The 23,053-nt window shown below is 70.2% G+C and carries 25 protein-coding genes and 1 pseudogene; 21 read left to right on the forward strand and 5 right to left on the reverse strand.

The window, feature by feature from the left end; genetic code table 11:
• The 4 genes from Q7W02_00460 to Q7W02_00475 form a co-directional block, all read left to right on the forward strand.
• On the forward strand, positions 1 to 505 hold a 505-nt coding region (locus tag Q7W02_00460; protein ID MDO8474662.1), incomplete at its 5' end, for a transaldolase family protein.
• A gap of 284 nt (positions 506 to 789) precedes the next feature.
• The gene (locus Q7W02_00465; protein ID MDO8474663.1) at positions 790 to 1,278 is read left to right on the forward strand and encodes a sigma-70 family RNA polymerase sigma factor; all 489 of its coding nucleotides are present in this window, start codon (positions 790 to 792) and stop codon (positions 1,276 to 1,278) included.
• Entirely contained in the window at positions 1,275 to 1,988 is a 714-nt protein-coding gene (locus Q7W02_00470; GenBank protein MDO8474664.1) for a methylated-DNA--[protein]-cysteine S-methyltransferase, read from the forward strand. Before Q7W02_00465 ends, Q7W02_00470 begins: the two co-directional genes overlap by 4 nt.
• Entirely contained in the window at positions 1,985 to 2,698 is a 714-nt protein-coding gene (locus Q7W02_00475) for a 2OG-Fe(II) oxygenase (GenBank protein ID MDO8474665.1), read from the forward strand. Before Q7W02_00470 ends, Q7W02_00475 begins: the two co-directional genes overlap by 4 nt.
• 69 nt (positions 2,699 to 2,767) lie before the next feature.
• On the opposite strand, the gene Q7W02_00480 is transcribed toward Q7W02_00475, so the two are convergent.
• From Q7W02_00480 to Q7W02_00495, 4 genes are read right to left on the reverse strand one after another with little or no spacing between them, the layout of a single operon-like run.
• Complete coding sequence (locus tag Q7W02_00480; protein ID MDO8474666.1) at positions 2,768 to 3,691, reverse strand: LLM class F420-dependent oxidoreductase; 924 nt, start codon at positions 3,689 to 3,691, stop codon at positions 2,768 to 2,770.
• Positions 3,692 to 3,705: 14 nt separating this feature from the next.
• A complete protein-coding gene (locus Q7W02_00485) occupies positions 3,706 to 4,623 on the reverse strand; it encodes an LLM class F420-dependent oxidoreductase (protein ID MDO8474667.1) in 918 nt (305 codons plus the stop codon).
• Between the two features lie 3 nt (positions 4,624 to 4,626).
• Entirely contained in the window at positions 4,627 to 6,231 is a 1,605-nt protein-coding gene (locus Q7W02_00490; protein MDO8474668.1) for an AMP-binding protein, read from the reverse strand.
• A gap of 48 nt (positions 6,232 to 6,279) precedes the next feature.
• Positions 6,280 to 6,981 carry a PIG-L deacetylase family protein gene (locus Q7W02_00495; GenBank protein MDO8474669.1) on the reverse strand — a complete coding sequence of 234 codons (702 nt, stop codon included), beginning with the start codon at positions 6,979 to 6,981 and terminating at the stop codon, positions 6,280 to 6,282.
• A gap of 66 nt (positions 6,982 to 7,047) precedes the next feature.
• Here Q7W02_00495 and Q7W02_00500 point away from each other — a divergent pair, with 66 nt between their 5' ends.
• From Q7W02_00500 to Q7W02_00540, 9 genes are all read left to right on the forward strand, one after another.
• Positions 7,048 to 7,227: a hypothetical protein gene (locus Q7W02_00500; protein MDO8474670.1), complete on the forward strand. Its 180-nt coding sequence runs from the start codon at positions 7,048 to 7,050 to the stop codon at positions 7,225 to 7,227.
• Positions 7,224 to 8,759 (forward strand): hypothetical protein, encoded by a 1,536-nt coding sequence (locus Q7W02_00505; GenBank protein MDO8474671.1) that lies wholly within the window; start codon positions 7,224 to 7,226, stop codon positions 8,757 to 8,759. The genes Q7W02_00500 and Q7W02_00505 overlap by 4 nt, the downstream gene beginning before the upstream one ends.
• Positions 8,760 to 8,771: 12 nt before the next feature.
• Complete coding sequence (gene uvrA, locus Q7W02_00510; GenBank protein MDO8474672.1) at positions 8,772 to 11,540, forward strand: excinuclease ABC subunit UvrA; 2,769 nt, start codon at positions 8,772 to 8,774, stop codon at positions 11,538 to 11,540.
• Positions 11,537 to 12,955, forward strand: a complete 1,419-nt coding sequence (gene pyk, locus Q7W02_00515; GenBank protein MDO8474673.1) for a pyruvate kinase — start codon at positions 11,537 to 11,539, stop codon at positions 12,953 to 12,955. The genes uvrA and pyk overlap by 4 nt, the downstream gene beginning before the upstream one ends.
• A gap of 22 nt (positions 12,956 to 12,977) precedes the next feature.
• Positions 12,978 to 13,766: an enoyl-CoA hydratase-related protein gene (locus Q7W02_00520; GenBank protein ID MDO8474674.1), complete on the forward strand. Its 789-nt coding sequence runs from the start codon at positions 12,978 to 12,980 to the stop codon at positions 13,764 to 13,766.
• A 4-nt stretch (positions 13,767 to 13,770) separates the two neighbouring features.
• A complete protein-coding gene (locus Q7W02_00525; GenBank protein MDO8474675.1) occupies positions 13,771 to 15,117 on the forward strand; it encodes a hypothetical protein in 1,347 nt (448 codons plus the stop codon).
• 11 nt (positions 15,118 to 15,128) lie between these two features.
• Positions 15,129 to 15,686: a DinB family protein gene (locus Q7W02_00530; protein ID MDO8474676.1), complete on the forward strand. Its 558-nt coding sequence runs from the start codon at positions 15,129 to 15,131 to the stop codon at positions 15,684 to 15,686.
• A gap of 14 nt (positions 15,687 to 15,700) precedes the next feature.
• Positions 15,701 to 16,090, forward strand: coding sequence for a Rid family detoxifying hydrolase (locus Q7W02_00535; GenBank protein ID MDO8474677.1), 390 nt, complete (start codon positions 15,701 to 15,703; stop codon positions 16,088 to 16,090).
• Between the two features lie 63 nt (positions 16,091 to 16,153).
• On the forward strand, positions 16,154 to 16,561 hold the full coding sequence (locus Q7W02_00540) for a hypothetical protein (protein ID MDO8474678.1): 408 nt from the start codon (positions 16,154 to 16,156) through the stop codon (positions 16,559 to 16,561).
• On the opposite strand, the gene Q7W02_00545 is transcribed toward Q7W02_00540, so the two are convergent.
• The gene (locus Q7W02_00545) at positions 16,562 to 17,254 is read right to left on the reverse strand and encodes an SUMF1/EgtB/PvdO family nonheme iron enzyme (protein MDO8474679.1); all 693 of its coding nucleotides are present in this window, start codon (positions 17,252 to 17,254) and stop codon (positions 16,562 to 16,564) included.
• Between Q7W02_00545 and Q7W02_00550 the strand changes: the two genes are divergently transcribed.
• The 8 genes and pseudogenes from Q7W02_00550 (at position 17,253) to Q7W02_00585 (ending at position 23,039) form a co-directional block, all read left to right on the forward strand.
• Positions 17,253 to 18,422, forward strand: coding sequence for a pyridoxal phosphate-dependent aminotransferase (locus Q7W02_00550; protein MDO8474680.1), 1,170 nt, complete (start codon positions 17,253 to 17,255; stop codon positions 18,420 to 18,422). The genes Q7W02_00545 and Q7W02_00550 overlap by 2 nt on opposite strands.
• Before the next feature lie 8 nt (positions 18,423 to 18,430).
• The gene (locus tag Q7W02_00555; protein ID MDO8474681.1) at positions 18,431 to 18,928 is read left to right on the forward strand and encodes a MaoC family dehydratase N-terminal domain-containing protein; all 498 of its coding nucleotides are present in this window, start codon (positions 18,431 to 18,433) and stop codon (positions 18,926 to 18,928) included.
• A complete protein-coding gene (locus Q7W02_00560) occupies positions 18,925 to 19,359 on the forward strand; it encodes a MaoC/PaaZ C-terminal domain-containing protein (protein ID MDO8474682.1) in 435 nt (144 codons plus the stop codon). Before Q7W02_00555 ends, Q7W02_00560 begins: the two co-directional genes overlap by 4 nt.
• A complete protein-coding gene (locus Q7W02_00565) occupies positions 19,359 to 20,999 on the forward strand; it encodes a thiamine pyrophosphate-binding protein (protein MDO8474683.1) in 1,641 nt (546 codons plus the stop codon). The genes Q7W02_00560 and Q7W02_00565 overlap by 1 nt, the downstream gene beginning before the upstream one ends.
• Before the next feature lie 14 nt (positions 21,000 to 21,013).
• Entirely contained in the window at positions 21,014 to 21,439 is a 426-nt protein-coding gene (locus tag Q7W02_00570; protein MDO8474684.1) for a hypothetical protein, read from the forward strand.
• Between the two features lie 12 nt (positions 21,440 to 21,451).
• A pseudogene (locus Q7W02_00575) lies at positions 21,452 to 21,667 on the forward strand (thioredoxin family protein).
• A gap of 171 nt (positions 21,668 to 21,838) precedes the next feature.
• Complete coding sequence (locus Q7W02_00580) at positions 21,839 to 22,660, forward strand: alpha/beta hydrolase (protein ID MDO8474685.1); 822 nt, start codon at positions 21,839 to 21,841, stop codon at positions 22,658 to 22,660.
• A complete protein-coding gene (locus Q7W02_00585; protein ID MDO8474686.1) occupies positions 22,650 to 23,039 on the forward strand; it encodes a gamma-glutamylcyclotransferase family protein in 390 nt (129 codons plus the stop codon). Before Q7W02_00580 ends, Q7W02_00585 begins: the two co-directional genes overlap by 11 nt.
• Positions 23,040 to 23,053 lie beyond the last annotated feature (14 nt).

Here is a 23,053-nt window from a genome sequence, read left to right on the forward strand (position 1 = left end):
CGTTCCCGGCGACGTCAGCCTGGAGGTCGTGGCGACGGACTTCGAGGGCATGGTCAAGGAGGGCAAGGAGCTGGCGCAGGTCGCGAAGAACGTCGTGGTCAAGTGCCCGCTGACCAAGGACGGGCTCAAGGCCGTCAAGTACCTCTCGGGCGAGGGGATACGGATCAACCAGACGCTCTGTTTCTCGGCGCCCCAGGCGCTGCTTTCAGCCAAGGCCGGTGCGACCTACATCAGCCCCTTCCTCGGGCGCCTCGACGACATCGGCGCGGTGGGTATGGATCTGGTGCGGGACATCTGCGAGATCTACCGCAACTACGGCTTCAAGACCCAGGTGCTCGCGGCCTCGATCCGCAGCCCGCTTCACGTGGTGGACGCGGCGAAGGCGGGGGCGCACGTGTGCACGATGCCGTTCTCCGTGCTGGAGATGCTGATGAAGCATCCGTTGACGGATATCGGGTTGAAGAAGTTCCTCGATGATTGGAACAAGTCGGGGGCGAAGATTTAGGCTGCTGCTGTCTTAGCGCTCTGCGCCGGGCAGCGGCGCGGCCGGGGCGCCGATCAACTCGGGCCTCGCCTCACGGCTTCGCCGCTCAGCTCGAACTGCTACCCCCGACGGCCATGGGGGTTCGGGGGGCATCCCCGGCCCCACCGCCGCCCTGACCCTTCTTGAGGTTTCCTCTCAGTGCCAGCTTTTCTATTAGTGCCATCCGCGGTGCGGCTTCCGCCCTTTCGCTGTCGGCTGGCCGTATACCTGGGTGTATGGGCGCTTTGGAGGAGGAGCGGCGGTGGATGGGGCGGGTGGCCCGGGGGGACGAGGCGGCCTTCGGCGAGCTTGTCGGGCGGTATGGGGGGCGGCTGCTTGGGGTGGCGCGGCGCCTCTTGGGGTCGCGGGCCGACGCTGAAGATGCCGTGCAGCGCGCGCTCCTCCAGTGTTACCTGGGCGCGGGGACGTACCGCTCCGAGTGGGCCGTGTCCACGTGGCTGTACCGGATCCTGACCAACGTCTGCATGGACGAGCTCAGGCGCCGCAAAAGCCGCTCGGGCGAGCTCGAGCCCCCGGCGCGTCCCGATCCGCCGGGCGAGCACCTCGACCTCCGCCGGGCGCTCCACCGCGTGCCGACCGAGGCGCGCGTGCTCCTGGCGCTGCGGTACGTGGACGGGCTTTCCTACGGCGAGCTCGCGCGCATCCGCGGCATCTCGATCAACACGGTCAAGAGCCAGCTCCAGCGGGGCAAGAGCCTGCTCAAGACTGCGCTCACCAAAGGAGATCCGGCATGAAGACGGACCGCATCGACGACATCCTCAAGCGGTACTTCCAGCCCGACGCCGAGCCGGGAGATCTGGCGAAGCAGGTGCTCATGGCGGCGCGCGCGTCGGCGCGGGAGACCGGCCGGCTCCTCGACAGGATCTCCATCCAGGCGACCCCCGACGGCGTCTCGCTGATCCGCGCCGGGCGCCTCCCGAAGCCCGCCACGGCGGCCGCGCGCAGAGTGGCTACGCTCGCGCGCGAGGAGCTTTCCGAGTACTTCCAGGGCAAGCGGGCCTTCTTCTCCGTGCCGGTGGATCTCTCCGAGGCGCCGGACTTCCAGAAGAAGGTCCTCGCCGCGGCCCGCCGCATCCCGTTCGGCGAGGTGCGTCCCTACGCCTGGGTCGCCCGGCGCATCGGCCACCCGCGCGCGGTGCGGGCCGTCGGCACGGCGCTCGGAAGGAATCCCGTGCCCTTCATCGTGCCCTGCCACCGCGTGCTGCAGACGGGCGGCGGGCTCGGCGGCTATCTCTTCGGCACGGACGTGAAGCGCCGGCTCCTGTCTCTCGAGCGGACCACGCCGGTCTACGAAGGCTGCGCCAGCACCCGCATCGTCTGCCGCGTGGGCTGCGTTCACGGCCGCCACATGCGCCCCGACAACCGCGTGGTCTTCGCGTCGGTGGACGACGCGCGCTCCGTCGGCTACCGCCCGTGCAAAGTCTGCAAGCCCCAAGCGGCGTGAACACGTCGATCGCCGACCGGCTGACCCGGCTCGACTGGGCCGAGATCGGGGCTTCGCTCGATGAGTGGGGCCATGCGCGGACTCCCGCGCTCCTGAGCCCTGCCGAATGCGCCGAGCTGCGCGTCCTCTACGCGGATCCCGCGCGCTTCAGGAGCCGGGTGGATATGGCGCGGTACCGCTTCGGCGTGGGCGAGTACAAGTACTTCTCCGAGCCGCTGCCGCCCAGCGTTCGGGAGATTCGCGAGCGCGCCTACCCGCCGCTGGCGGTCATCGCCAACCGATGGGAGGCCGCGCTCAAGACGCGGGTCCGCTACTCCGCGGACCTCGCCGGACTGCTGACTCTCTGTGCGCGCCGCGGCCAGAAGAAGCCCACGCCGCTGCTGCTGCGCTACGACGCGGGGGGCTACAACTGCCTCCACCAGGATCTCTACGGCGAGGTGGTCTTTCCCATCCAGCTGACGGTGCTGCTGAGCGAGCCGGGCAAGGACTTCGAGGGCGGAGAGTTCCTCCTGGTCGAGCAGCGCCCACGCGCCCAGTCGCGGGGCAGCGTGGTGCACCTCGAGCAGGGCGAGGCGGTGATCTTCACGACGCGATACCGGCCCGCGGCGGGCGCCCGCGGCCACCACCGCGTCAACATGCGCCACGGCGTGAGCCGCGTCCTCTCAGGCGAGCGCTACACCCTCGGCGTCATCTTCCACAACGCCGCGTAGCGCCGCCCGGGCGCGAAGAGGCCCCCCGGGGCGCCCCGGGCCCCCCTGCTGCCGGGCGGCGGAAGCTCTCTATTCGGTGAGGTGGCGGATGTCTTCGGTAAAGCGGCGCATGAGCGTGAGGTGCTCGTCGAGGTCGCGGGCGGGTGCCTCGAGCACGATGTGGCTCACTCCCACGTCGGCGTAGCGCTGAATCTGCTCGGCAATGAACTGGGGCGGGCCCAGGAGGCTCGCCTTCGGGTGCGGCGAAGCTTCCTCGCGGATGCTGTAGCCCGCTCGCACGGAGAAGGTCAAGTCCGTGCCGAGCCGGCCGACGTTCTCGCATGCCTTCCACACCTCGCGGATCTGCTCTCGCATGACGTCGGGAGCCGACCACGCGGCGTGGAAGCCGTCGCCGAAGCGCGCCACGCGCCGGTAGGCCGCGGCCGTGCGGCCGCCGATCCAGAGCGGGGGATACGGCTTCTGCGCGGGCTTGGGGAAGCAGCCGACGTCGTCGAAGTGGAAGAACTCGCCCTCGTGCTTGGATCGCTCGTCGGCCCAGCAGCGCTTCATGACCCCGAGCGCCTCGTCGCTCCACGCTCCGCGGCGCTCGAAGGGCACGCCGAAGAGCTCGATCTCGTCGCGCAGCCAGCCGACGCCCGCGCCCACGATGACGCGCCCGCCCGAGAGATTGTCGAGCGTGGCGATGGTCTTGGCGGCGAGCACGGGGTGACGGTGCGGGAGGACCAGCACCGTGGTGCCGAGCCTGACCCGCTCCGTCACGGCCGCGACGAGTGCCAGGGCCGTCAGCGGCTCGAGGAAGACGTCGGTCGGCGGGACCGGGAACGTGCCCGTCCGGCTCGAGCCGTACGGCGTCGTCGGCTCGAAGGGCAGGGCGACGTGATCGGAGACGAAGACCGACTCGAAGCCGCGCGTTTCCGCCTCGCGCGCAACCAGAATCAGGTTCTCGCGAGTGGCGAGGCGGCCGTAGCAGGGCAGATGCCAGCCGAAGTCCACGGGGGCGGCCGGGCCTACACCTTCGGCCGGATGTCGCGCGCGAAGGTCTCGAAGGTGCGCACCATGTGGGCGAGGTCGCGGTAGCTCGCCTCCATCAGCACGTGGCTCACCCCGAGAGCCTTGAAGCGCCTGAGATCCTCCACGATCTCCTCCGGCGTGCCCTGGAGCGCCTTGCGGTCCGGGCCGCCCGGGGCCGGGCGGATGGCGAGGCCCGCGCGCATCGTGATGGTCAGCTCGTCGAACCGCCGCTTCTGCCTGGCGCACTCCTCGCGCAGCTCGCGGAGGCCGCTCTCGAGGCCGGCCGCGGTGGGAAAGGCCGCGTGCCATCCGTCCGCCAGCGCGACGATGCGCCTGAGCGCGGGCTTGGCGTGCCCGCCCATCCAGATGGGGATGTCGCCGCGGACGGGCTTTGGGAAGCAGCCGATGTCGTCGAAGTTGAAGAAGCGCCCGTGAAAGCTGGTACGCTCGTCCCGCCAGCAGGCGCGCATGATCCGGATCGCCTCGTCGGACCAGGCGCCTCGCTCAGCGAACGGCGCGCCCAGGAGCTCGATCTCCTCGCGCATCCAGCCGACGCCCGCGCCCAGGATGACGCGGCCGCCCGAGAGGTGGTCGAGCGTGGCCAGCGCCTTCGCCGCCAGCACCGGGTGGCGGTGGGGTAGGACGAGGACCGTGGTGCCGAGCTTCGCGCGCTCGGTCACCCCGGCGACCATGGCGAGCGCCGTCAGCGGCTCGAGGAAGGTCGCGTCCGGCGCCAGCGGGAACTGCCCCGTGTCGCTGTACGGGTAGCGGGAGCGGATCGTGTGCGGGATGACGATGTGGTCGCTCGCCCAGAGGCTCTCGTAGCCGAGCTGCTCCATCTCCCGCGCGAAGGCGAGCAGGCTCGTGCGCGTCGCGGCGGGACCGAAGATGGGAAGGTGGCAGCCGAATTCCACGCGCTACTCCCTGTGGGCGCCCGACGCGTAGACGAGGCGGTCGCCGAGCTCCCCGCCGGCGATCATCTGGCCGAGGCGGGAGTGCTGGATCTTTCCGCTCGACGTCTTGGGGATGGTGCCCGGGCGGACGAGTAGGACGCGGGCGGGGCGGTGGCCGCGCCCCTGGTGGACGCGCTGGACGATCTCGCGGACGATCCCGCTCAACGCCTCCGTGTCGTCGGCGCCCTCGCGCACCTCGGCGACGACGTGGAGGCGCTGGCTGCCGGTCCGCTCGCTGTCGATGCCGACGGCGGCCGAGTACCGCACGCCGGGGATATGGTCCACGATCTCCTCGATGTCGACGGGCACGATGTTCTCACCGCCCACGATGATGAGGTCCTTGAGCCGCCCGGTGACGAAGAGATAGCCCTCGCGGTCGACGAATCCAAGATCGCCGGTGCGCAGCCACCCGTCCGGGGAGACCACCCGGCGCGTCGCTTCGGGGTTGTTGTGGTAGCCCTGCATGACGCCGGGGCTCTTGACACAGATCTCGCCCTCGAGCCCTGGCGCGACCGGTCCTGCCTCGTCGACGATCCTGACCGACACGCCCCTGCACGGTTGCCCGACCGAGAGGAACCTGCCCGAGGGGTCGGGGCGGAGCGGCGTCCGGCGCGGCCAGATGGCCACGGCCAGCGTCGCCTCGGCCAGCCCGTAAGCCGGCGTGATCAGGTTCTGGACGCCGAACTTCTTCTCGAACGCCTCGATGGTGCTGACGCGCACGGGCTCGGCGCCCGAGAGCGCCTGCTTGACCGACGAGAGATCGATGCCCGAGACATCGCCGATGTTGCGCACGCAGTTCCTGAACCCGAAGTCCGGGGAGACGGTGAAGGTCGCCCGCACCTTGGTCACGAGCTCGAGCCAGGTGCGCGGGTTCCTGAGGTCGGGCGGCAGGAGCCACAGGTCTGCGCCCATCGAGGACGGCGTGAAGGCGCAGCCGATCAGCCCCATGTCGTGGTAAAGCGGCAGCCACGACACGACCACGTCCTCGCGAGTGAGCTGAGCCGCCTCGGCCATGAAGGCGACGGTCTGCGTGACGTTGGCGTGGCTCAGCACCACGCCGCGAGGATTGCCGGTGCTGCCTGAGGTGTACTGGATGAAGGCCGTGTCGGTCTCGTGAGGCGTGGGGAAGGCGGGCGAGGGCCCGTCCACTTCGAGGTCCTGGGGCTCGAGCACGTGCCGGATATTGGACGCGGCGGCCTGGCTCTCCTCCACGCCCTTGCGAAACCAGCCGATGGTGGCGACGGCCTTGGCTTCGGAGTCGCGGAAGACGCCCGCCGTCGCCTCGACGCCCAGCGTGGGGTAAAGCGGCACCGGGACGGCGCCCAGCCGGAGCGCGCCGAAGAAGGTGAAGAAGAACTCCTTGCACGTGGGATAGATGAGGCAGACCTTGTCGCCGCGGTCGATGCCCGCCCGGCGGAGCCCGGCGGCGTAGCGGGCGCTTTCCTTCCAGAGCTGGCCGTACGTGACCGCTTCGTCGTAGAGGTGGAAGTACGGCGCGTCCGGCTCGGCCGAGACGCTCCGGCCCATCAGCTCCGTCAGCGTCGTCGGCGTCGTTGTCGATCCCGCCATCAGGGGAGTCCTCCGCGATCAGGGTGCGCGCGCGGGCCGGGCCCGCTGCTAGCGCTCGATCAGGATGCGGTCGAAGGTCTCGGCGTAGGCGTAGCCCTTTGGTTTCCCCAGCATGGCGCCGCGCTCGCGGACGCGCTTCTCCATCCCCGCCAAATCCGGAAGTTGGCTCACGTGGCACTGGAGCGCCTTGATCTTGAGGTCGATCGTGTCGGCGGTGTCGACGACGACCTCGGGGTCGTCCCACCACATCGTGTGCACTTCCTTGACCCTGTGCGGCTCGAGCCCCTGCGCCAGCAGCTCGGGGAACGCCATGTGGTCCCGCGCCAAGGGGTAGACGCAGTCGAGCGCGATGCCGGCGGCCGCCCGGTGGTCGCGGTGGGAGCCGCCGAGATTCTTCGTCCGGTTCGGATTCTGGCAGATGATGAGGTCCGGCTTGTGGCGCCTGATGGCGGCCGTGACGGCCATCCGGGACTCGCGGGTGTTCTCGAGCTCGCAATCCGGGAAACCGAGGAAGTCCACCGTGTCCACCCCGAGGACGCGCGCGGCGTTCTTCTGCTCCTCCTCGCGGATCCCGACCAGCCGTTCGGGTGTCATGCTGCGGTCGCTCGAGCCCTTGTCGCCGTTCGTGAGGATGCAGTAAATGACGGTCTTGCCTTCCCTCGTGAGCTTCGCCACGGTGCCGCCCGCGCCAAACTCCGAATCGTCCGGGTGCGCGGTCACGACCATCACACGCTTGATCCGCTCGGGCATGTCCTCTCCTCGTTCGGGGTTGAGAGCTTCGGCCATTCTACCCCGATTTGCTATGATGCGGCCGTCGTGAGAACTGCGCTCCCCGCCGTCCTCCTGCTGCTCCTGCTGGCCGCCTACCCGCTCATTGGCGCGCTGCCCTCCGAGGCCGGCAGCATCCGCGTCGCGGGCCTCGCCCTCCTGTGGTGGTACGGCGCCGTCGTCGCCCCCGCGCTCGCGTGGCTGGCGGCGGTGGTCCTCCACCGGTGATCTCCGGCGCGCGCACCCTGGCCGTCTGGCTCACCCCGGCCGCGTGGCTCGCGGTGCCGGCCCTCGTCCTCGAGGGCGGGCCCGACGGCGTCTGGGCTGGACTCCTGCTCCTGGTCGCGCCGCTCCTGGCGCTCGCGGTGGCGGGCGGCGATGCGCGGGCGGCCCAGCCCGCCCGCGACGCTCTCTTCCCAGTCGTCATCTTCCTCCTCGTCGCCGGGCTTCTCGTCTGGGCCAGCCTGGTGCTGGCGGGTGACGCGGCCGCGTGGCTCGGCGCGCCGCGCTGGCAGGGCATCGGGATCGCGGCGGGCGGGGCATGGCTCCTCGTGATCTGGCGCAAGGCCGGGCGCCTCGTGCCGTGGCTTCTCCTCGCCGGTATGCTCGGCCTGGCCGTGCCCTTGTTGGTCATCGCGCGCGGGGCCGCCGTGGGCCCGCTGGGCGCCTGGGAGCGGGTAGCTTCACAGCCCGCGTTCCGGTTTCCCGCTTCGAGCCCGTGGGTCAGCGCCGGGCGCGAGCTGCGCGCGGGGCGCGGGCCCGGGGTGCTGGTCTTCGAGGAGGAGCACCGGATCACGACGGCCGGCCCGGCCCAGATTCACGTCCGCGCGCGCGACGGCGCGCGGGTGAGCGAGAGCGACTGGGAGCTCCAGGCCGGGCAGTCGGTGACGCTCCGACCCGGCGACGAGCTGACGTGGCCTCCGGGCGCGCGGCTGCGCTTCGAGGCGGGCAAGGCCGTCCCCGGAGCGCCGTCTTCCGGGATCGCCTGGGCCGACGGCCGGCGTGGCGATTCCTCGCGGCGCTGGGGGCTTCTGCTCACGCTGGCGGGCGGCGCGCTCGCTCTCATCGGGTATGGCGCAACGACCAGGGTCACTCGCCGCCAGATGGCCGCCGTCGGCGCGGGGCTCCTCGCGGTCTTCGTCTGGGGAATCGGCTGGGCCGTCTACTGCGCGCTCGGCGCTCCCGATATCTTCCTGGGCGGCGTCGCCCTCGAGCGGCTGGTGAGGCCGCCGTCCTTATCTTGGGCTGCAGGCGTTGGGGCCGCGGGCGCGGGGTCTTGGGCTGCAGGCGTTGGGGCCGCGGGCGCGGGGCGCTTCGTCCTGGCGCTCGTGCCGGTGGCCGGGCTCGCGAGCTTCTTCGCCTCGAGCGTGGCGCTTCGCGAGCGGATCGGCGGGCTCGATGTCACGGGAGGCGGAGAGATCGGCCATGATCTCGGGCTCTGGTCGGCGATCATCGGCGCGGCGGCGGTGGCGAGCCTCTGGCCTACCGAGCCGTGGGTGCTCGTTCTAACAGCACTGGGACTCGCGGCGTCCACCCTCGCGCCGGCGGTGCTGCTGCCGCCGCCCGCGGCGCGCGCCCGCTGGGGTACGTGGGCGGGGTTCGTGGGGCTCGCGGTCTTCGGCGCCCTGGCGCTCCTGGGGCAGTGGACGGGCGGCGGCTCGCCGGGCTGGGCGGGGCTGCCGCTGGCCTACCCCGCCGTGGTTGCGGCCCCGGCCGCCGCGCTCGTGCTCCGGCTCGCCCGGCGCGCGCGCAAGGGCTAGAATGGGGCTCCGATGGCCAACGACCGGATCGTCATCCGAGGCGCGCGCGAGCACAACCTCAAGTCCATAGACCTCGAGATCCCCCGCGACCAGCTGGTGGTCCTGACGGGGCTCTCCGGCTCCGGCAAGTCCTCGCTGGCCTTCGACACCATCTACGCGGAGGGCCAGCGGCGCTACGTCGAGTCGCTCTCCGCCTACGCCCGGCAGTTCCTCGAGCAGATGGAAAAGCCCGACGTCGACTCGATCGAGGGGTTGTCGCCCGCGATCTCGATCGAGCAAAAGACGACCTCGAAGAACCCGCGCTCGACCGTCGGTACGGTCACCGAGATCTACGACTACCTCCGCGTGCTCTTCGCGCGGATCGGCGTGCCCCACTGTCCCTCGTGCGGCGTCGTGATCTCCGCGCAGACGGTCCAGCAGATGGTCGACCGCGTCATGGCGCTGCCCCAGGGCAGCCGCCTCATCGTGCTGGCGCCGGTCGTCAGGGGGCGCAAGGGTGAGTACCGCAAGCTCTTCTTCGACCTGCGCCGCCAGGGCTATGTCCGGGTGCGCGTCAACGGCCAGTTCCGCGAGCTCAGCGAGGAGATCGAGCTCGCCAAGACCAAGAAGCACACGATCGAGGTGGTCGTGGACCGCCTGGTGATCCGTGACACGCTCGGCTCGCGGCTCAACGACTCGCTTGAGACCGCGCTCCGCCTGGCCGAGGGCGTGGTCCAGGTCGAGGTGGCGGACGGCCCGTCCCACGTCTTCTCGGAGCGGCTGGCCTGCGCCGCGTGCGGCATCTCTTTCCCGGAGGTGTCGCCGCGCATGTTCTCGTTCAACAGCCCCTACGGCGCCTGCGTCGAGTGCGGTGGGATCGGCTCGCGGTACGAGATCGACCCGGCCCTCGTGGCGCCGAACCCCGCCCGGTCACTGAAGGACGGGGCGCTCGCCCCCTGGGCCGGCCCGGGAGCCTCCACCTTCAAACAGACGCTTAACGTGCTTGCCCGCCGCTACAAGTTCGATCTCGCGACGCCGTGGGGGAAGCTCACGAAAAAGACGCGGGACATCATCCTCCACGGCGAGGCCGGCGACGGCTTCGAGGGGGCCGTGAAGATCCTCGAGCGCCGCTACAAGGAGACGCTGTCCCCCGAGGTGAGACAGGATCTCGAGCACTTCATGGCGCTCAGGGACTGCCCCGCCTGCCAGGGCTCGCGCCTCCGGCCCGAGACGCTTGCCGTCAAGATCGCGGGGCGCTCCATCGCGGACGTCGTCCGGTTCTCCATCAAGTCCGCGCGCCAGTTCTTCGACACCCTGACGCTCTCCGAGCGAGACGCCCAGATCGCGCGCCGCGTGCTCAAGGAGATCCGCGAGAGGCTGGGCTTCCTGGCCCACGTCGGGCTCGACTACCTGACGCTCGACCGTGGCGCCGCCACGCTGTCCGGCGGCGAGGGGCAGCGGATCCGCCTCGCGACCCAGATCGGCTCGAGCCTCGTCGGCGTGCTCTACATCCTCGACGAGCCCAGCATCGGGCTCCACCAGCGAGACAACAGCCGGCTCCTCGACACGCTCAAGCGGCTGCGGGACCTCGGCAACACCGTGCTCGTGGTGGAACACGACGAGGAGACGATCCGCGCGGCCGACTTCGTCGTGGACCTGGGGCCGGGGGCGGGAGAGCTGGGCGGCCACGTGGTCGCCGTCGGCACGCCGGAAGAGATCGCCGCGCACCCCGGCTCGCTCACGGGCAGGTTCCTCTCCGGCGTCGAGGAGATCGCCATCCCGAAGAAGCGCCGCGCGCCCAACGGCAAGCACGTCACCATCCACAACCCGCGCGAGCACAACCTGAAGGGCATGGCGGTCAAGATCCCGCTCGGCACCTTCACGGCCGTGACGGGCGTCTCGGGCTCGGGCAAGTCCACGCTCGTCAACGACATCCTGTACCGGGCGCTCGCGCAGATGCTCCACCGCGCCCAGGAGCGCCCCGGCGAGCACGACAGGATCGAGGGCGCCCAGCACCTCGACAAGGTCATCGACATCGACCAGTCGCCGATCGGGCGGACGCCGCGCTCCAACCCGGCGACCTACACGGGCGTCTTCACCCTGATCCGGACGCTGTTCGCGCGGACGTCGGATGCGCGGATGCGCGGCTACCAGCCCGGCCGCTTCTCCTTCAACGTCAAGGGCGGCCGCTGCGAGGCCTGCCAGGGCGACGGCCTGGTCAAGATCGAGATGCACTTCCTGCCCGACGTCTACGTCACCTGCGAGGTCTGCAAGGCCAAGCGCTACAACCGCGAGACGCTCGAGGTGCGCTACAAGGGCAAGAACATCGCCGAGGTCCTCGACATGACGGTGGCCGAGGCGCTCGGGTTCTTCGACCCGGTGCCGGCGATCAAGCAGAAGCTCCAGACGCTCCACGACGTCGGGCTCGACTACATCCGCCTCGGCCAGTCGGCGACCACGCTGTCGGGCGGGGAGGCCCAGCGCGTCAAGCTCGCCACGGAGCTCTCGCGCCGGGCCACGGGACGGACGCTCTACATCCTCGACGAGCCCACGACGGGCCTGCACTTCGCCGACATCCGACGGCTGCTCGAGGTGCTGAACCAGCTCGTAGACCAGGGCAACACGGTGGTGATCATCGAGCACAACGTGGACGTCATCAAGACGGCCGACTGGGTCATCGATCTCGGGCCCGAGGGCGGCAACGACGGCGGCCGCCTGGTCGCCGCCGGCACTCCGGAAGAGGTCGCCCGGCAGGCGTCCAAGTCCTACACGGGGCAGGTCCTCAAGAAGGCGCTCAAGTGAGACGCACGCGGATCGTGTGCACCATCGGACCGGCCAGCCGGGACCCGCTCATGCTCCGCAAGCTGGTCGAGGCGGGCATGGACGTGGCGCGGCTCAACTTCTCTCACGGTACTCACGACGAACACGCGGCCGCGATCCGCGCCATCCGCGAGGGCGAGGCGGGGTGGGGTCACCCGATCACCATCATCCAGGACCTCCAGGGCCCCAAGGTCAGGCTCGGCAACTTCGTCGGCGGCCGCGCCATGCTCCTCGCGGGCGAGCTCTTCGTGCTGACGGCCGAGACGGTGCCGGGGACGGCCGCGCGCGCCTCGCTCGACGACCCGAAGCTCTTCGCCTCGCTCAAGCCCGGCGACCAGATCTGGATGGACGACGGCACGATCCAGCTCGTCGTCGAGCGGGTGGAGGCGCGCGAGGCGCACTGCCGCATCACGGCCGGCGGGGTCGTGTCCGACCACAAGGGCGTGTCGCTGCCGGGGCTGCCGCTGCCGGTCTCCTGTCTCACGGCCAAGGACAAGGACGATCTCCGCTTCGGGATCGAGCACGGCGTGGACTACGTCGCCGTGTCGTTCGTGCGGTCGTCCTCCGACATCCAGGAGGTGCGCAAGTTCCTCCTGGAGCAGCGGGCGAGCCTGCCCATCATCGCGAAGCTCGAGCGCGCGGAGATCGTCGCCAACCTGCCGGGCATTCTCGCCCTCGTGGACGCGGTCATGGTGGCGCGCGGCGATCTCGGCCTCGAGGTGCCGCTCGAGGAAGTGCCGATCATCCAGCGAGACGTGATCAGGCAGGCGCGGCTCGCCAAGGTGCCCGTCATCGTCGCCACGCAGATGCTCGAGTCCATGGTTACCTACCTCCGCCCCACCCGGGCAGAAGTGACCGACGTCGCCACGGCCATCTTCGAGGGCGCGGACGCGATCATGCTCTCGGCCGAGACGGCCTCGGGCCGGCACCCCGTGGAGGCGGTCGAGGTCATGTCGCGCGTGGCGGCCCGCGCCGAGCGCGAGACCTCGCGGGCCGCGGCCCTGCCGCCCCGTCCCGAGGCGTACGGTTTTTCCGAGGCCGTCGCGGAGTCGGCCTGCCGCGCCGCCGAGGTGCTCCACGCCAAGGCCATCGTCGCCTTTACCCAGTCGGGTTTCAGCGCGCGTCTCATCTCGTCCGAGCGGCCCGACGTGCCGGTGGTGGCGCTCACGCCCTTTCCGGAAGTCCAGCGGCGGCTCGGCCTCTACTGGGGGGTCAGCTCCCGCCTCATCCGAAAAGTCGAGACCACGGACGAGATGGTCCACGAGGTCGAGGCGACGCTCCTCGGGGACGGGACGGTGCGCAACGGCGACGTGATCGTCATCATCTCGGGCGCGCCCATGTGGGTCACCGGCACGACCAATCTCTTGAAGCTGCACCGCGTCGGCGATCGTCGCTGACCACCCCTCTAAGGAGACCTGCATGGGCTACGAGACCATCCGCTATGACGTCAAGGACGCGGTCGCGACCATCACGCTGAACCGCGCCGATGCCTACAACGCGCTGAACCTGGCGCTCGGCCGCGATCTCTTCCACGCCACGCTCGAGGCGGACGAGGACCGCGCGGTGCGCTGCATCGTCGTGACGGGCGCGGGCAAGGCGTTCTGCGCGGGTGGCGACGTCAAGGACTTCAACGACAGTCCCGACCGCATCGGCATCCTCATCAAGGAGCTGACGACGTATCTCCATGGCTCGGTTTCGCGGCTCGCCCGCACGGCCAAGCCCGTCGTCATGGCCGTCAACGGCATCGCCGCCGGGGGCGGTATGAGCCTGGCACTGGCCGGGGACCTCGTGGTCGCGGCCGAGTCGGCCAAGTTCACCATGGCGTATTCCAGGATCGCCGCCTCGCCCGACGGCTCGTCTTCCTACTTCCTGCCGCGCATGATCGGGCTGCGGCGCGCGCTCGAGCTTCACTACACCAACCGGATCCTCTCGGCCCGCGAGGCCATGGACTGGGGGCTCGTCAACCGCGTCCATCCCGACGCCGAGTTCCCGGCAGCGGTGGCGGCGCTGGCCACAGAGCTCGCCCAAGGGCCGACGCTCGCCTTCGGCCGGGCCAAGCTCCTCTTCCACCAGTCCACGCAGGAAAGCCTTGAGAGCCAGATGGAGCTCGAGGCTCAGGCCATCGCCGCCAGCGGCCACACGGAAGACTTCAAGAACGGCGTCGCGGCGTTTGCCAAGAAGCAGTCGGTGGTCTTCCACGGCCGATAGGAGCGTGATCGTCCGGTTTGCCGGCGCGGCGCTCCTGGTTCTGACGCTGGCGGCGTCGGCGCAGGCGTGGCCGCTCTCCTACGGCGGGCCCGGCGCGAACCGGGTTGCCGCGGGGAAGGGGACCTTCCCCCGCCTGCTCGTGATCTCCGCCGTTGGCGAAGCGCCGTTTCGCTGGGTCGTTTCCCTGCCACCCAAGCGGCTGGCCTGCATCGACGCCAACGGCACCCTGTGGATCTTCGAGCTCGGCCAGACGGAGCTCCAGGTGCTGGGACGCTACGGTGAGGTTGCGAGCCCCGACGGCCCGCCTGTCGTCGTCGCGCTCGGCGAGGGGCGGAGCGCGGTCGTCGCCGTGTCGCCCGAGGGCCGCCTCCTCGTGTGGAGCGAGGGCGCGCTTCGCGCCTTCGACGTTGGTGGCGCCCTTTCCCGGCTGACCTCGCCTGTTCCCGTCACCCTCGAGGGAAAGGGTTGGGACGACCTCCTGGCCGTGGCCGCCGACGGCGCCCTCGTGCTCATCGGAAGCCTGCCCTCCGGTCCCCGCGTGGTTTCACGCGTGGACGCGCAGGCGCTGCCCGACTCGCGGATCACGCTCGGCAGTCTGGACGGCTCCTCCGGGCTCCAGGCTGTGGTCCTGTCGGACCCGACCGAGCGCTACCCGCACGGCGTCCTCGGAAACAAGCTCGAGGCGTCGGCCGTGACCGTGATCGCCGTCGTGCCCAACGCTCTCACGATCCGGTTCCGCTACGTCGTCCGCGCGCCCGCAGTCCTCGAGGACCTGATCGCGATCATGGCGCCGATCGGCGAAGGCCGCCGCCCGGCGGCGGTCGTCGTCAAGAGCGCGCCGCGCCAGGGCTCCTCGATCCTCGTGCTCGGCTGGCGCGAAGGCGGGCTCGAGGTCCTGGCCGAGGGGCCCGCCTTCGGTCAGAGCAACCGCTGGGTGCACGTGATCGGCGCGGCGGACGTCTCGGGCGACGGCATTCCCGAGCTCATCGCTGTCAACACGCCGCATCTCGCCGGCGTCTTGGTGGCGTACGAGCGGAGGGCCGCGTCCCTCATTCCGTCGGGGAAGGCCCTGGGCTACTCCTCGCATGCGGCCGGGTCCCGCAATCAGGACCAGGCCGTGATCGCCGACATGAGCGGCAACGGTCGGCTCGAGGTCATCCTGCCGCGCCAGGGCCGCGACGTGCTGGCCGCGCTGGAGCTGACGGGCCGCCGCTGGGAGGAGCGCTGGGCGCTCCAGCTCACGGGCCCGGTCCAGTCCAACCTTCTGGTGGAAGACCTCGACGGCGACGGCCTGCTTGACCTCGTCGTCGCGGACCGTCGCGGGCTCCACGTGTTCTTGAGCGTGCGGTAGGGCAGCCGGCCATGGATCGTCAATCGGGGGATCGCCAATCGGGTCATCCGGCGGGCAGAACGCCCAAGCTGCCGCCGCTCGAGCTCGGCGCGCGGCTCGACAGGATCCTGGCATGTACCGGAACACTGCTGGCCGCGCTCCCCGTCAGCGCGCTCGACCACAAGCCGCCCCAGCGCGACCGGAGCGTGCGGGATCTGGCCTTCCACGTTTTCAGGCTGTCGCTGGCCTATGTCGACGGCATGGACATGGGTGAGCTGCGCGAGTCGTGGCTCCAGGAGAAGGCGCCGCCGGACCTCGTCGACGGCCCGGCGGTCGCGCGCTACGGCGCGCTCGTGCGCGGGCGCGTCTCCGGCTGGTTCGAGGGCGCCGGCCCTTCCGAGTACGCTCGCACCATCAAGGTCTACTACGGCCCGCAGAACGGCCACGAGCTGCTCGAGCGCACCACATGGCACGCGGCCCGGCACCTCCGCCAGCTCTATGCCCTGGCCGCCGACCTCGGCGTCACGCCCCCGGAACCGCTACCCACATCGGACTTCGAGGGGCTGCCGCTGCCGGCAAGCCTCTGGTAGTCAAGGAGAACTCAATGGCGAAAAAGTTCGTGATCCAGACAAACAAGGCGCCCGAACCCCTCCAGGGGGCGCCCTACTCGCAGGCCATCAAGGTGGACAATCTCGTCTTCGTCTCCGGCCAGATCGCTCTCAAGCCCGGCGAGACCGCGCTCACGGGCTCATCCGTCGGCGAGCAGACCGAGCAGATCTTCGCCAACCTCAAGGCGATCCTCGACAGCTGCGGCAGTAGACTCGACCGGATGGTCAAGGCCACGGTGTTCCTCGCGCGGATGGAAGATTTCGCCGAGATGAACGAGGTCTACAAGCGGCACGCGGGGGCGCAGCCGCCGGCCCGCTCGACCGTCCAGGTGGCCAAGCTGCCCGCCGGTGCGCTCGTCGAGATCGACGTCATCGCTCACACGTAGGACGGCGCTGTATCCGACGCGACACACTTGAAATGAAGGCGGGCGGAGGGCTAGAGTAGCGCCGTGGACGCCGAGACCCGCGCTTACCTCGACCAGGCTCTGGGCGGCTTCCGCGACGATTTGAGCCGCGAGTTCGGGACCCTGCGCCAGGAGTTCGGGACCCTGCGCGGGGAGTTCGGGACCCTGCACGGGGAGTTCGGGACCGTGCGCGGGGAGTTCGAGGCACTCCGCCAGGAAGTGCGAGACACCGCCGCCGAAACCCGGCGCCATTTCGACGTCGTGGCGGAGCACCTTCGTCACGACATACGCGGCATTGCGGAGGGTGTGATCGTCCTCTCTGAACGCGTGGATCGCCAGGGTACCGGCCTGCGCACTGAGATGAACGAGCGCTTCGCGGCGACCCATGCCGTCGTTCGTGTCGCATTCCAGGAAGTCCGGCGGGACATCGAAGGCCTCCGCACAAGTCTGTAGTCAGTCCGCAGCGCGAACCAGCCGGAAGCCGTAGTCGGAGTAGCGCAGGTCGGGCGGCAGGGACGAGCGGTGGGCGACGGGGCTCCACGGATCCTGGTGCCGCCAGGCGCCGCCACGCGAGACGCGCCGCGTGCCGCGGGGCGGTCCCAGTGGGTTCCGCTCGGGTGATGCCGCGTAGTACCCCTCGTCCTCCCAGTCGAGACACCACTCGTGGCAGACGCCTGAGAGCGCGTGGAGTCCCAGCGGGTTGGCGGCTGTTTCGGTGACCTGTGGCGGCCTGTCGAAGCCCGCCGCCGCGGGTCTCTCGTCCCCCCACGGGAAGCGCACGCCTTCGAGCCCGCCGCGAGCCGCCTTCTCCCACTCGGCTTCCGTCGGCAGCCGGTAGCGTCCGCGGCTCGCACTCGACAGCCAGTCGCAGTAGAGCGACGCCTCGAACCAGTTGACGCCGACCACGGGCTGCCCCGGATCGCTGAAGCGTGGGTCGTCCCACCAGGGCGGGGGAGCGGCCTCCGCCGCCTCCAGGAAGCGGGCGTACTCGGCGTTGGTCACTGGAGCGCGGGCGATGGCGAAGCCATCGAGCCAGACCCGGTGGCGCGGTCGCTCGCCCGGATGCCCCTCCTCCCAACCCATCCAGAACCAGCCCGCCGCGACCTCCACCAGCTCCATGGCGTCGAGTATAATCGTCGCCATCATGAACTTCGCCGAGCGCATGTCACGGCTGGGTACCGAGTCCGCCTTCGAGGTGCTGGCCCGCGCCAAGGCCCTCGAGCGGCAGGGCAAGGAGATCGTCCACCTCGAGATCGGCGAGCCGGACTTCGACACGCCCGCCCACATCCGCGAGGCGGCCAAGCGGGCCCTCGATGACGGCGCCACGCACTACGGCCCCGCCGCCGGGCTGCCCGAGCTGCGAGAGGCGATCGCCAAGGACATAGGCGGAACGCGCAACATCCCGGTGGCGCCCGAGGAGATCGTGGTGACGCCGGGCGCCAAGCCCATCATGTACTTCGTGATCACCGCCCTGGTGAATCCGGGTGACGAAGTGATCTATCCGAACCCGGGCTTCCCGATCTACGAGTCAGTCATCAACTTCGTGGGCGGCGTCCCCGTGCCCATCCCGCTTCGCGAGGAGAGCGACTTCGGCTTCGACATGGCGGTCTTCGAGAAAGCCGCCTCGAAGAAGACCAGGCTCATCATCATCAACTCGCCTCAGAATCCGACGGGCGGCGTGCTGGGCCTGGACCAGCTCGGCCGCATCGCGGAGATCGCCGTGAAGTACCAGATCCCGGTGCTGACCGACGAGATCTACAAGGCGTTCCTCTACGAGGGCGAGTTCGCGTCGATCACCCGCTTCCCCGGGATGCGCGATCTCGCCATCATCCTGGACGGCTTCTCCAAGAGCTATGCAATGACGGGCTGGCGCATGGGCTACGGTGTCATGCCGGTGCCGCTCGCGGAGCACGTGGCGCGGCTGATGGTCAACTCGAACTCCTGCACCGCCTCCTTCACCCAGTGGGCGGGCATCGCCGCGCTCCAGGGCGACCAGATGCCGGTGCGCCAGATGGTGGCGGAGTTCAAGCGGCGGCGGGACATCATCGTGGCGGGGCTCAACGCGCTGCCGGGGGTGACGTGCCGGACACCCAAGGGCGCCTTCTACGTCTTCCCCAACATCAAGGCGCTCAAGCGGCCGTCCAGCGAGGTTGCCGAGGCCATCCTCCAGGAAGGCGGCGTGGCCGTCCTCGGCGGCACGGCCTTCGGCCAGTACGGCGAGGGTTACCTGCGCCTGTCGTACGCCAACTCGGAGGCCAACATCCGCAAGGCGCTCGACCGGATGCGCCCCGTCCTCGCCCGCCTCGCCGGCTAGCGTCCCCCGTGGCTTACGACGTCAAGGCGGTGAAGAAGCAGTGGGAGGGGTATGAAACCCCGCTGCGATGGGGGCGCTACCCGGTGGAGCACGAGCCCATCCGCCGCCACTGCCAGATGCTCGACGACATGAACCCGCGCTTTCTGGAGGACGGGCACTGCCCGCCCGTGATGGTGGACTATTTCGCTTCCCTCGGGCCGTACCCGCCGGCCGACTACGACATCTTCCCGGTGGTCCGCCAGATCCCGACGCCCGGCGACCGGTTGATCAACCTCAACCAGGCGTTCGAGTGGCACCAGCCCGTGAAGGTGGGCGACCGCCTCGGCGCCAGCCACAAGGTGGTCGCCATCCACCAGCGCGGAACCAAGCTCGACCCGCTCTCGGTCTGGATCCGCACCGAGACCACGATCGTGAACCAGAAGCAGGACGTCGTCGCCAAGCGGACCAACCAGATCCTCGTCCACCGCACGCCCGACGAGATCGCCACGGGAGTGAGCCGGGCATGAGCGAAGGGGCGCGCCGGGAAAGTCCGGCTTGGGAAGACGTGCAGGAAGGGGAGGAGATCAAGGGCTTCTCGCTCGAGCTGACGCCGACGCGCATGGTCGCCCAGGTCTCGGGCACCCAGGACTTCTACCCGATTCACCACGACCGCGAATTCGCCCAGCAGGCCGGGCACAAGGACATCTTCATCAACACGGCCTTCATCCGCGGCTGCCTCTGCCGCGTGGTCACCGACTGGATGGGCGAGGACGGCTTCGTCAAGTCGCTCGGCTTCCAGATGCGGCGGCCGAACTTCGCCGGCGAGACCATCGCGGCCCGCGGGCGCGTCAAGAAGAAGGGCCCGGACGGCCGCGTCGACCTCGAGCTGTGGCTCGAGAACGCGGGCGAGGTGACCGTCCCCGGCACCGCGACCGTGATCCTGCCCGTCCGTTCCTGATGCCCACCGTCGCCGAGATCCTGATCGACGGCCTGCGCCGCGCCGGAGTCCAGCGCATCTTCGGCGTCCCGGGCGGCGGCTCAAACCTCGAACTGCTCGAGGCCGCGCGTGTGCAGGGCCTGCCCTTCGTCCTCTGCCACCAGGAGTCCGCCGCGTGCATCATGGCCGCCGTGACGGGCGAGCTCGGCGGCGCTCCGGGCGCGGTGCTGTCAACGTTGGGCCCCGGCGTCAGCGCCAGCGCGACCGGCCTCGCCCACGCCTTCCTGGATCGGAGCCCGCTGATCTATCTCTCGGACCGCCACCCCGAGGCGACGCTCGGCTTCGCCACGCACCAGGCCTTCGACCACGCGGCCTTCCTGGCGCTGGTGGTGAAGGGCAGCCTTGCCGTCACGGCGGAGTCGGCCGGCCACTGGGTCGCCCATGCCGCCCAGCTCGCGATGAAGGAGCCGAGAGGCCCCGTGCATCTGGATCTGCCGGCCGACATAGCGAGCCAGCCCGCCGTGCCGGTCGCGACGACGGCGACGCCCGCGCCGCTGCCACAGCCGGCCGCCGCCGATCTCGACGGCGCGGTGGCGTTGATCAAGAAGGCCAAGCGGCCCGTGGTCCTGGCGGGGCTTCAGTGCCGCGCCGCCGACGCGAAGTGGCTGCGCGCCTTTGCCGAAGCGCTGCCCGCGCCCGTCCTGACCACCTACAAGGCCAAGGGCGCGCTGCCCGATCCTCACCCGCTGGCGATGGGCGTGTTCACGGGCGGCGCGCTCGAGGAGCCCGTGGTCGGTCGCGCCGACCTCATCATCGCCTTCGGCCTCGACACGGTCGAGCTGATCCCGCGCCGCTGGAGCTACACCGCGCCCGTGCTGAGTCTGGTGCGGGGGCCGTCCGGAGCGCCTTCGCTCACCGCTGTTGGGGGCGGGGGCTACTTCTCCCCGGCTCTCGAGGTGGTGGGCGACCTCGGCGTCATCCTCGAGGAGCTGGCGCCGCGGCTCCACCAGCACCACGCCGACTGGGACGTGGTCGAGGTGGACAGGCTGCGCCGCGAGCGACAGCGCGCGCTCGAGATCGGCGTGCCGGGGTTGGCGCCGCACCGGGTGGTCCAGATCACCCGCGAGTTGACTCCCGCCGGGACCATCGCGACGGTGGACGCCGGCGCCCACATGTTCCAGGCCGCCGAGTACTGGCAGGCTGTGGAGCCGGGGGAGTTCCTGATCTCGAACGGGCTCGCGACTATGGGCTTCGCGCTGCCGGCGGCCATCGCCGCCCAGCTCGCCTTCCCCGAGCAGCGGGTGGTGTGCTTCACGGGCGACGGCGGCTTCATGATGGTCGCGGCGGAGCTCGAGACGGCCGCGCGACTGCGCCTGCCCATCACCGTCATCGTGTTCAACGACGCGGCGCTGTCGCTCATCGAGATCAAGCAGGAGCAGAAGGGCTACGCGGGCGCGTCCATGCGCTACGCGGGGCCCGATCCGGCGCTCCTCGCGCGCTCGTTCGGCGTGACGGCCTGGACCGCGGCGGACGAGGCGGGCTTCGCCGGCGCGCTCGTCGCCGCGCAGGGTGCGCCGGGGCCGACCCTGATCGACGCCCGCATCGATCCCTCCGGTTACCGCCGCATGCTCGAGATCGTGCGGGGAGCGCCGCGGGCGTGAGGGTATACTGAGCCATGGGATACCTCACGGCCCAGGACGAGCAGGCGGTCACGCGGGAGTTCGAGAAGCTCACGGGACCGGTGACGCTGACGGTCTTCGCTTCGGAGCTCGGGCCCGAGAACAACGCCCAGACCGTCTCGCTCATCAAGGAGGTGGCCGCCCTCTCCGAGAAGATCACCGTCAAGCTGATGAATCCCCACATCGAGCGGGACGAGGCCCTAGCCTACGGCGTGTCGGTCACGCCTGCGATCGTGGTCGAGGGCGCCAAGGACTACGGCATCCGCTTCCTGGGCACCCCGGCGGGCTACGAGTTCTCCAACCTGATCGACTCCATCGTCGCCGTCTCCACGGGCGAAGCGCAGCTCAAGGACGAGACGAAGGCGGCCCTGGCCGGGCTGACCGAAGACGTCACCATCAAGGTCTTCGCCACGCCGACCTGACCGCACTGCCCGCGGGCCGTGCGCCTGGCACAGCACATGTCGATTGCCTCGGAGCACGTCCGGTCCGAGTGCGTCGAGGCGACGGAGTTCCCCGAGCTGTCGCAGCGCTACCAGGTCATGGCGGTGCCGAAGATCGTGATCAACGACCGCGTCGAGTTCGAGGGTGCCATCCCGGAGAGCGATTTCGTCAACGCCGTGCTCCAGGCCGTCAGCGCCAAGGAGGTCTAGGTGGAGTGGGCACCGATCCTCACGGGGGTTGTCGCGCTTTGCGCCTGGATAGGCCTCGTCCGCTTCGTCCTCCCGCGCTTCGGCATCAAGGTTGGCTGAGGCTCGCCCACCACCAGCTCCCGTGAGGAGCCGCCGAAGGCCACCGAGACCCGCCTGCCGTAGTCGGGCATCGTGAGCCCGGCCCGGCTCAGGCGTTTGCTGATCCCCGAGTTCTCACTCCTCCGCATCGTCCTCTCGCTGGCGTTCATCTACGCGGCCGTCGGCGCGTGGGTCTGGGTCGCCTCCGACCGTATGATCTTCCTGCCTCCCGCTCCGAGCTACCGCGACACGCCCGACGTCCTCAGGCTGACCACCGCCGGCGGCGAGCGGATCGCCGCGGTCTACCTTCCGAACCCTGGGGCGACGTACACGGTGCTCTTCAGCCACGGCAACGGGGAAGACCTGGGCTCGGTGCTGCCGCTGCTGCCCGTCCTGCGGGATCTGGGCTTCAGCGTGTTCGCCTACGACTACCGCGGCTACGGTCTCTCCGAGGGGCGGCCGTCGGAGCCGAACGTCTACGCCGATATCGATGCCGCGTACGATTACCTGACGCGTGACCTGCGCGTTCAGCCCGAGCGGATCATCCTCTACGGCCGCTCGCTGGGCGCCGGAGCGGCGGTGGACCTGGCGGCGCGCAGGTTCGTCGGCGGGCTCATTCTGGAGAGCCCCTTCCTGTCGGCCCTCCGGGTGATGACGCGGATCCCGGTCTTCCCCGTCGACAAGTTCCGCAACGTGGACAAGATCCGCCGGGTGCGATGCCCCGTGCTGGTCATGCACGGGGAGGCCGACGAGATCGTGCCGCTCTGGCACGGCCGGCGCCTCTTCGAGAGGGTGACGGGGCCCAAGACCCTGGTCGTGATTCCGGGAGCGCATCACAACGATTTCATGTGGGTGGCGGGCGCCCGCTACGCCGCCGCGCTGCGTGACTTCGAGGCCCTGCTCCGTGGACGCTGAGCCTCTGCTCTTCGTGTACGGCACGCTCATGCGCGGCTTCCGGCTCCACGCGCTGCTCGAGGGCCGCGCCGACTCCGTGGGCGACGGGGAGGTCGCCGGCCTCCTCTTCGATCTGGGCCGCTACCCGGCCGCGCTGCGGGACGGAGGCGGCGTGATCCGCGGCGAGGTCTACCGGCTCAAGGACCCCGGCTTCTGGTTGGCGCTGGACTCCGTCGAGGGCAGCCAGTATCATCGCGGGGAGGTTGGGGTGCGGTTGGCCGGAGGGAGGCAGGTCACGGCGTACATCTACTGGTACGTCGGGCCGCTCCGCCGGGCCGTGCCGATCCCCGGCGGCGACTACCGGGCGCATTCGCCCGCCCAGTCCATTTATCATCGCTGATCCACTCGAGGAGG

The organism is Candidatus Rokuibacteriota bacterium (assembly GCA_030647435.1).
Lineage (GTDB): Bacteria > Methylomirabilota > Methylomirabilia > Rokubacteriales > CSP1-6 > AR37.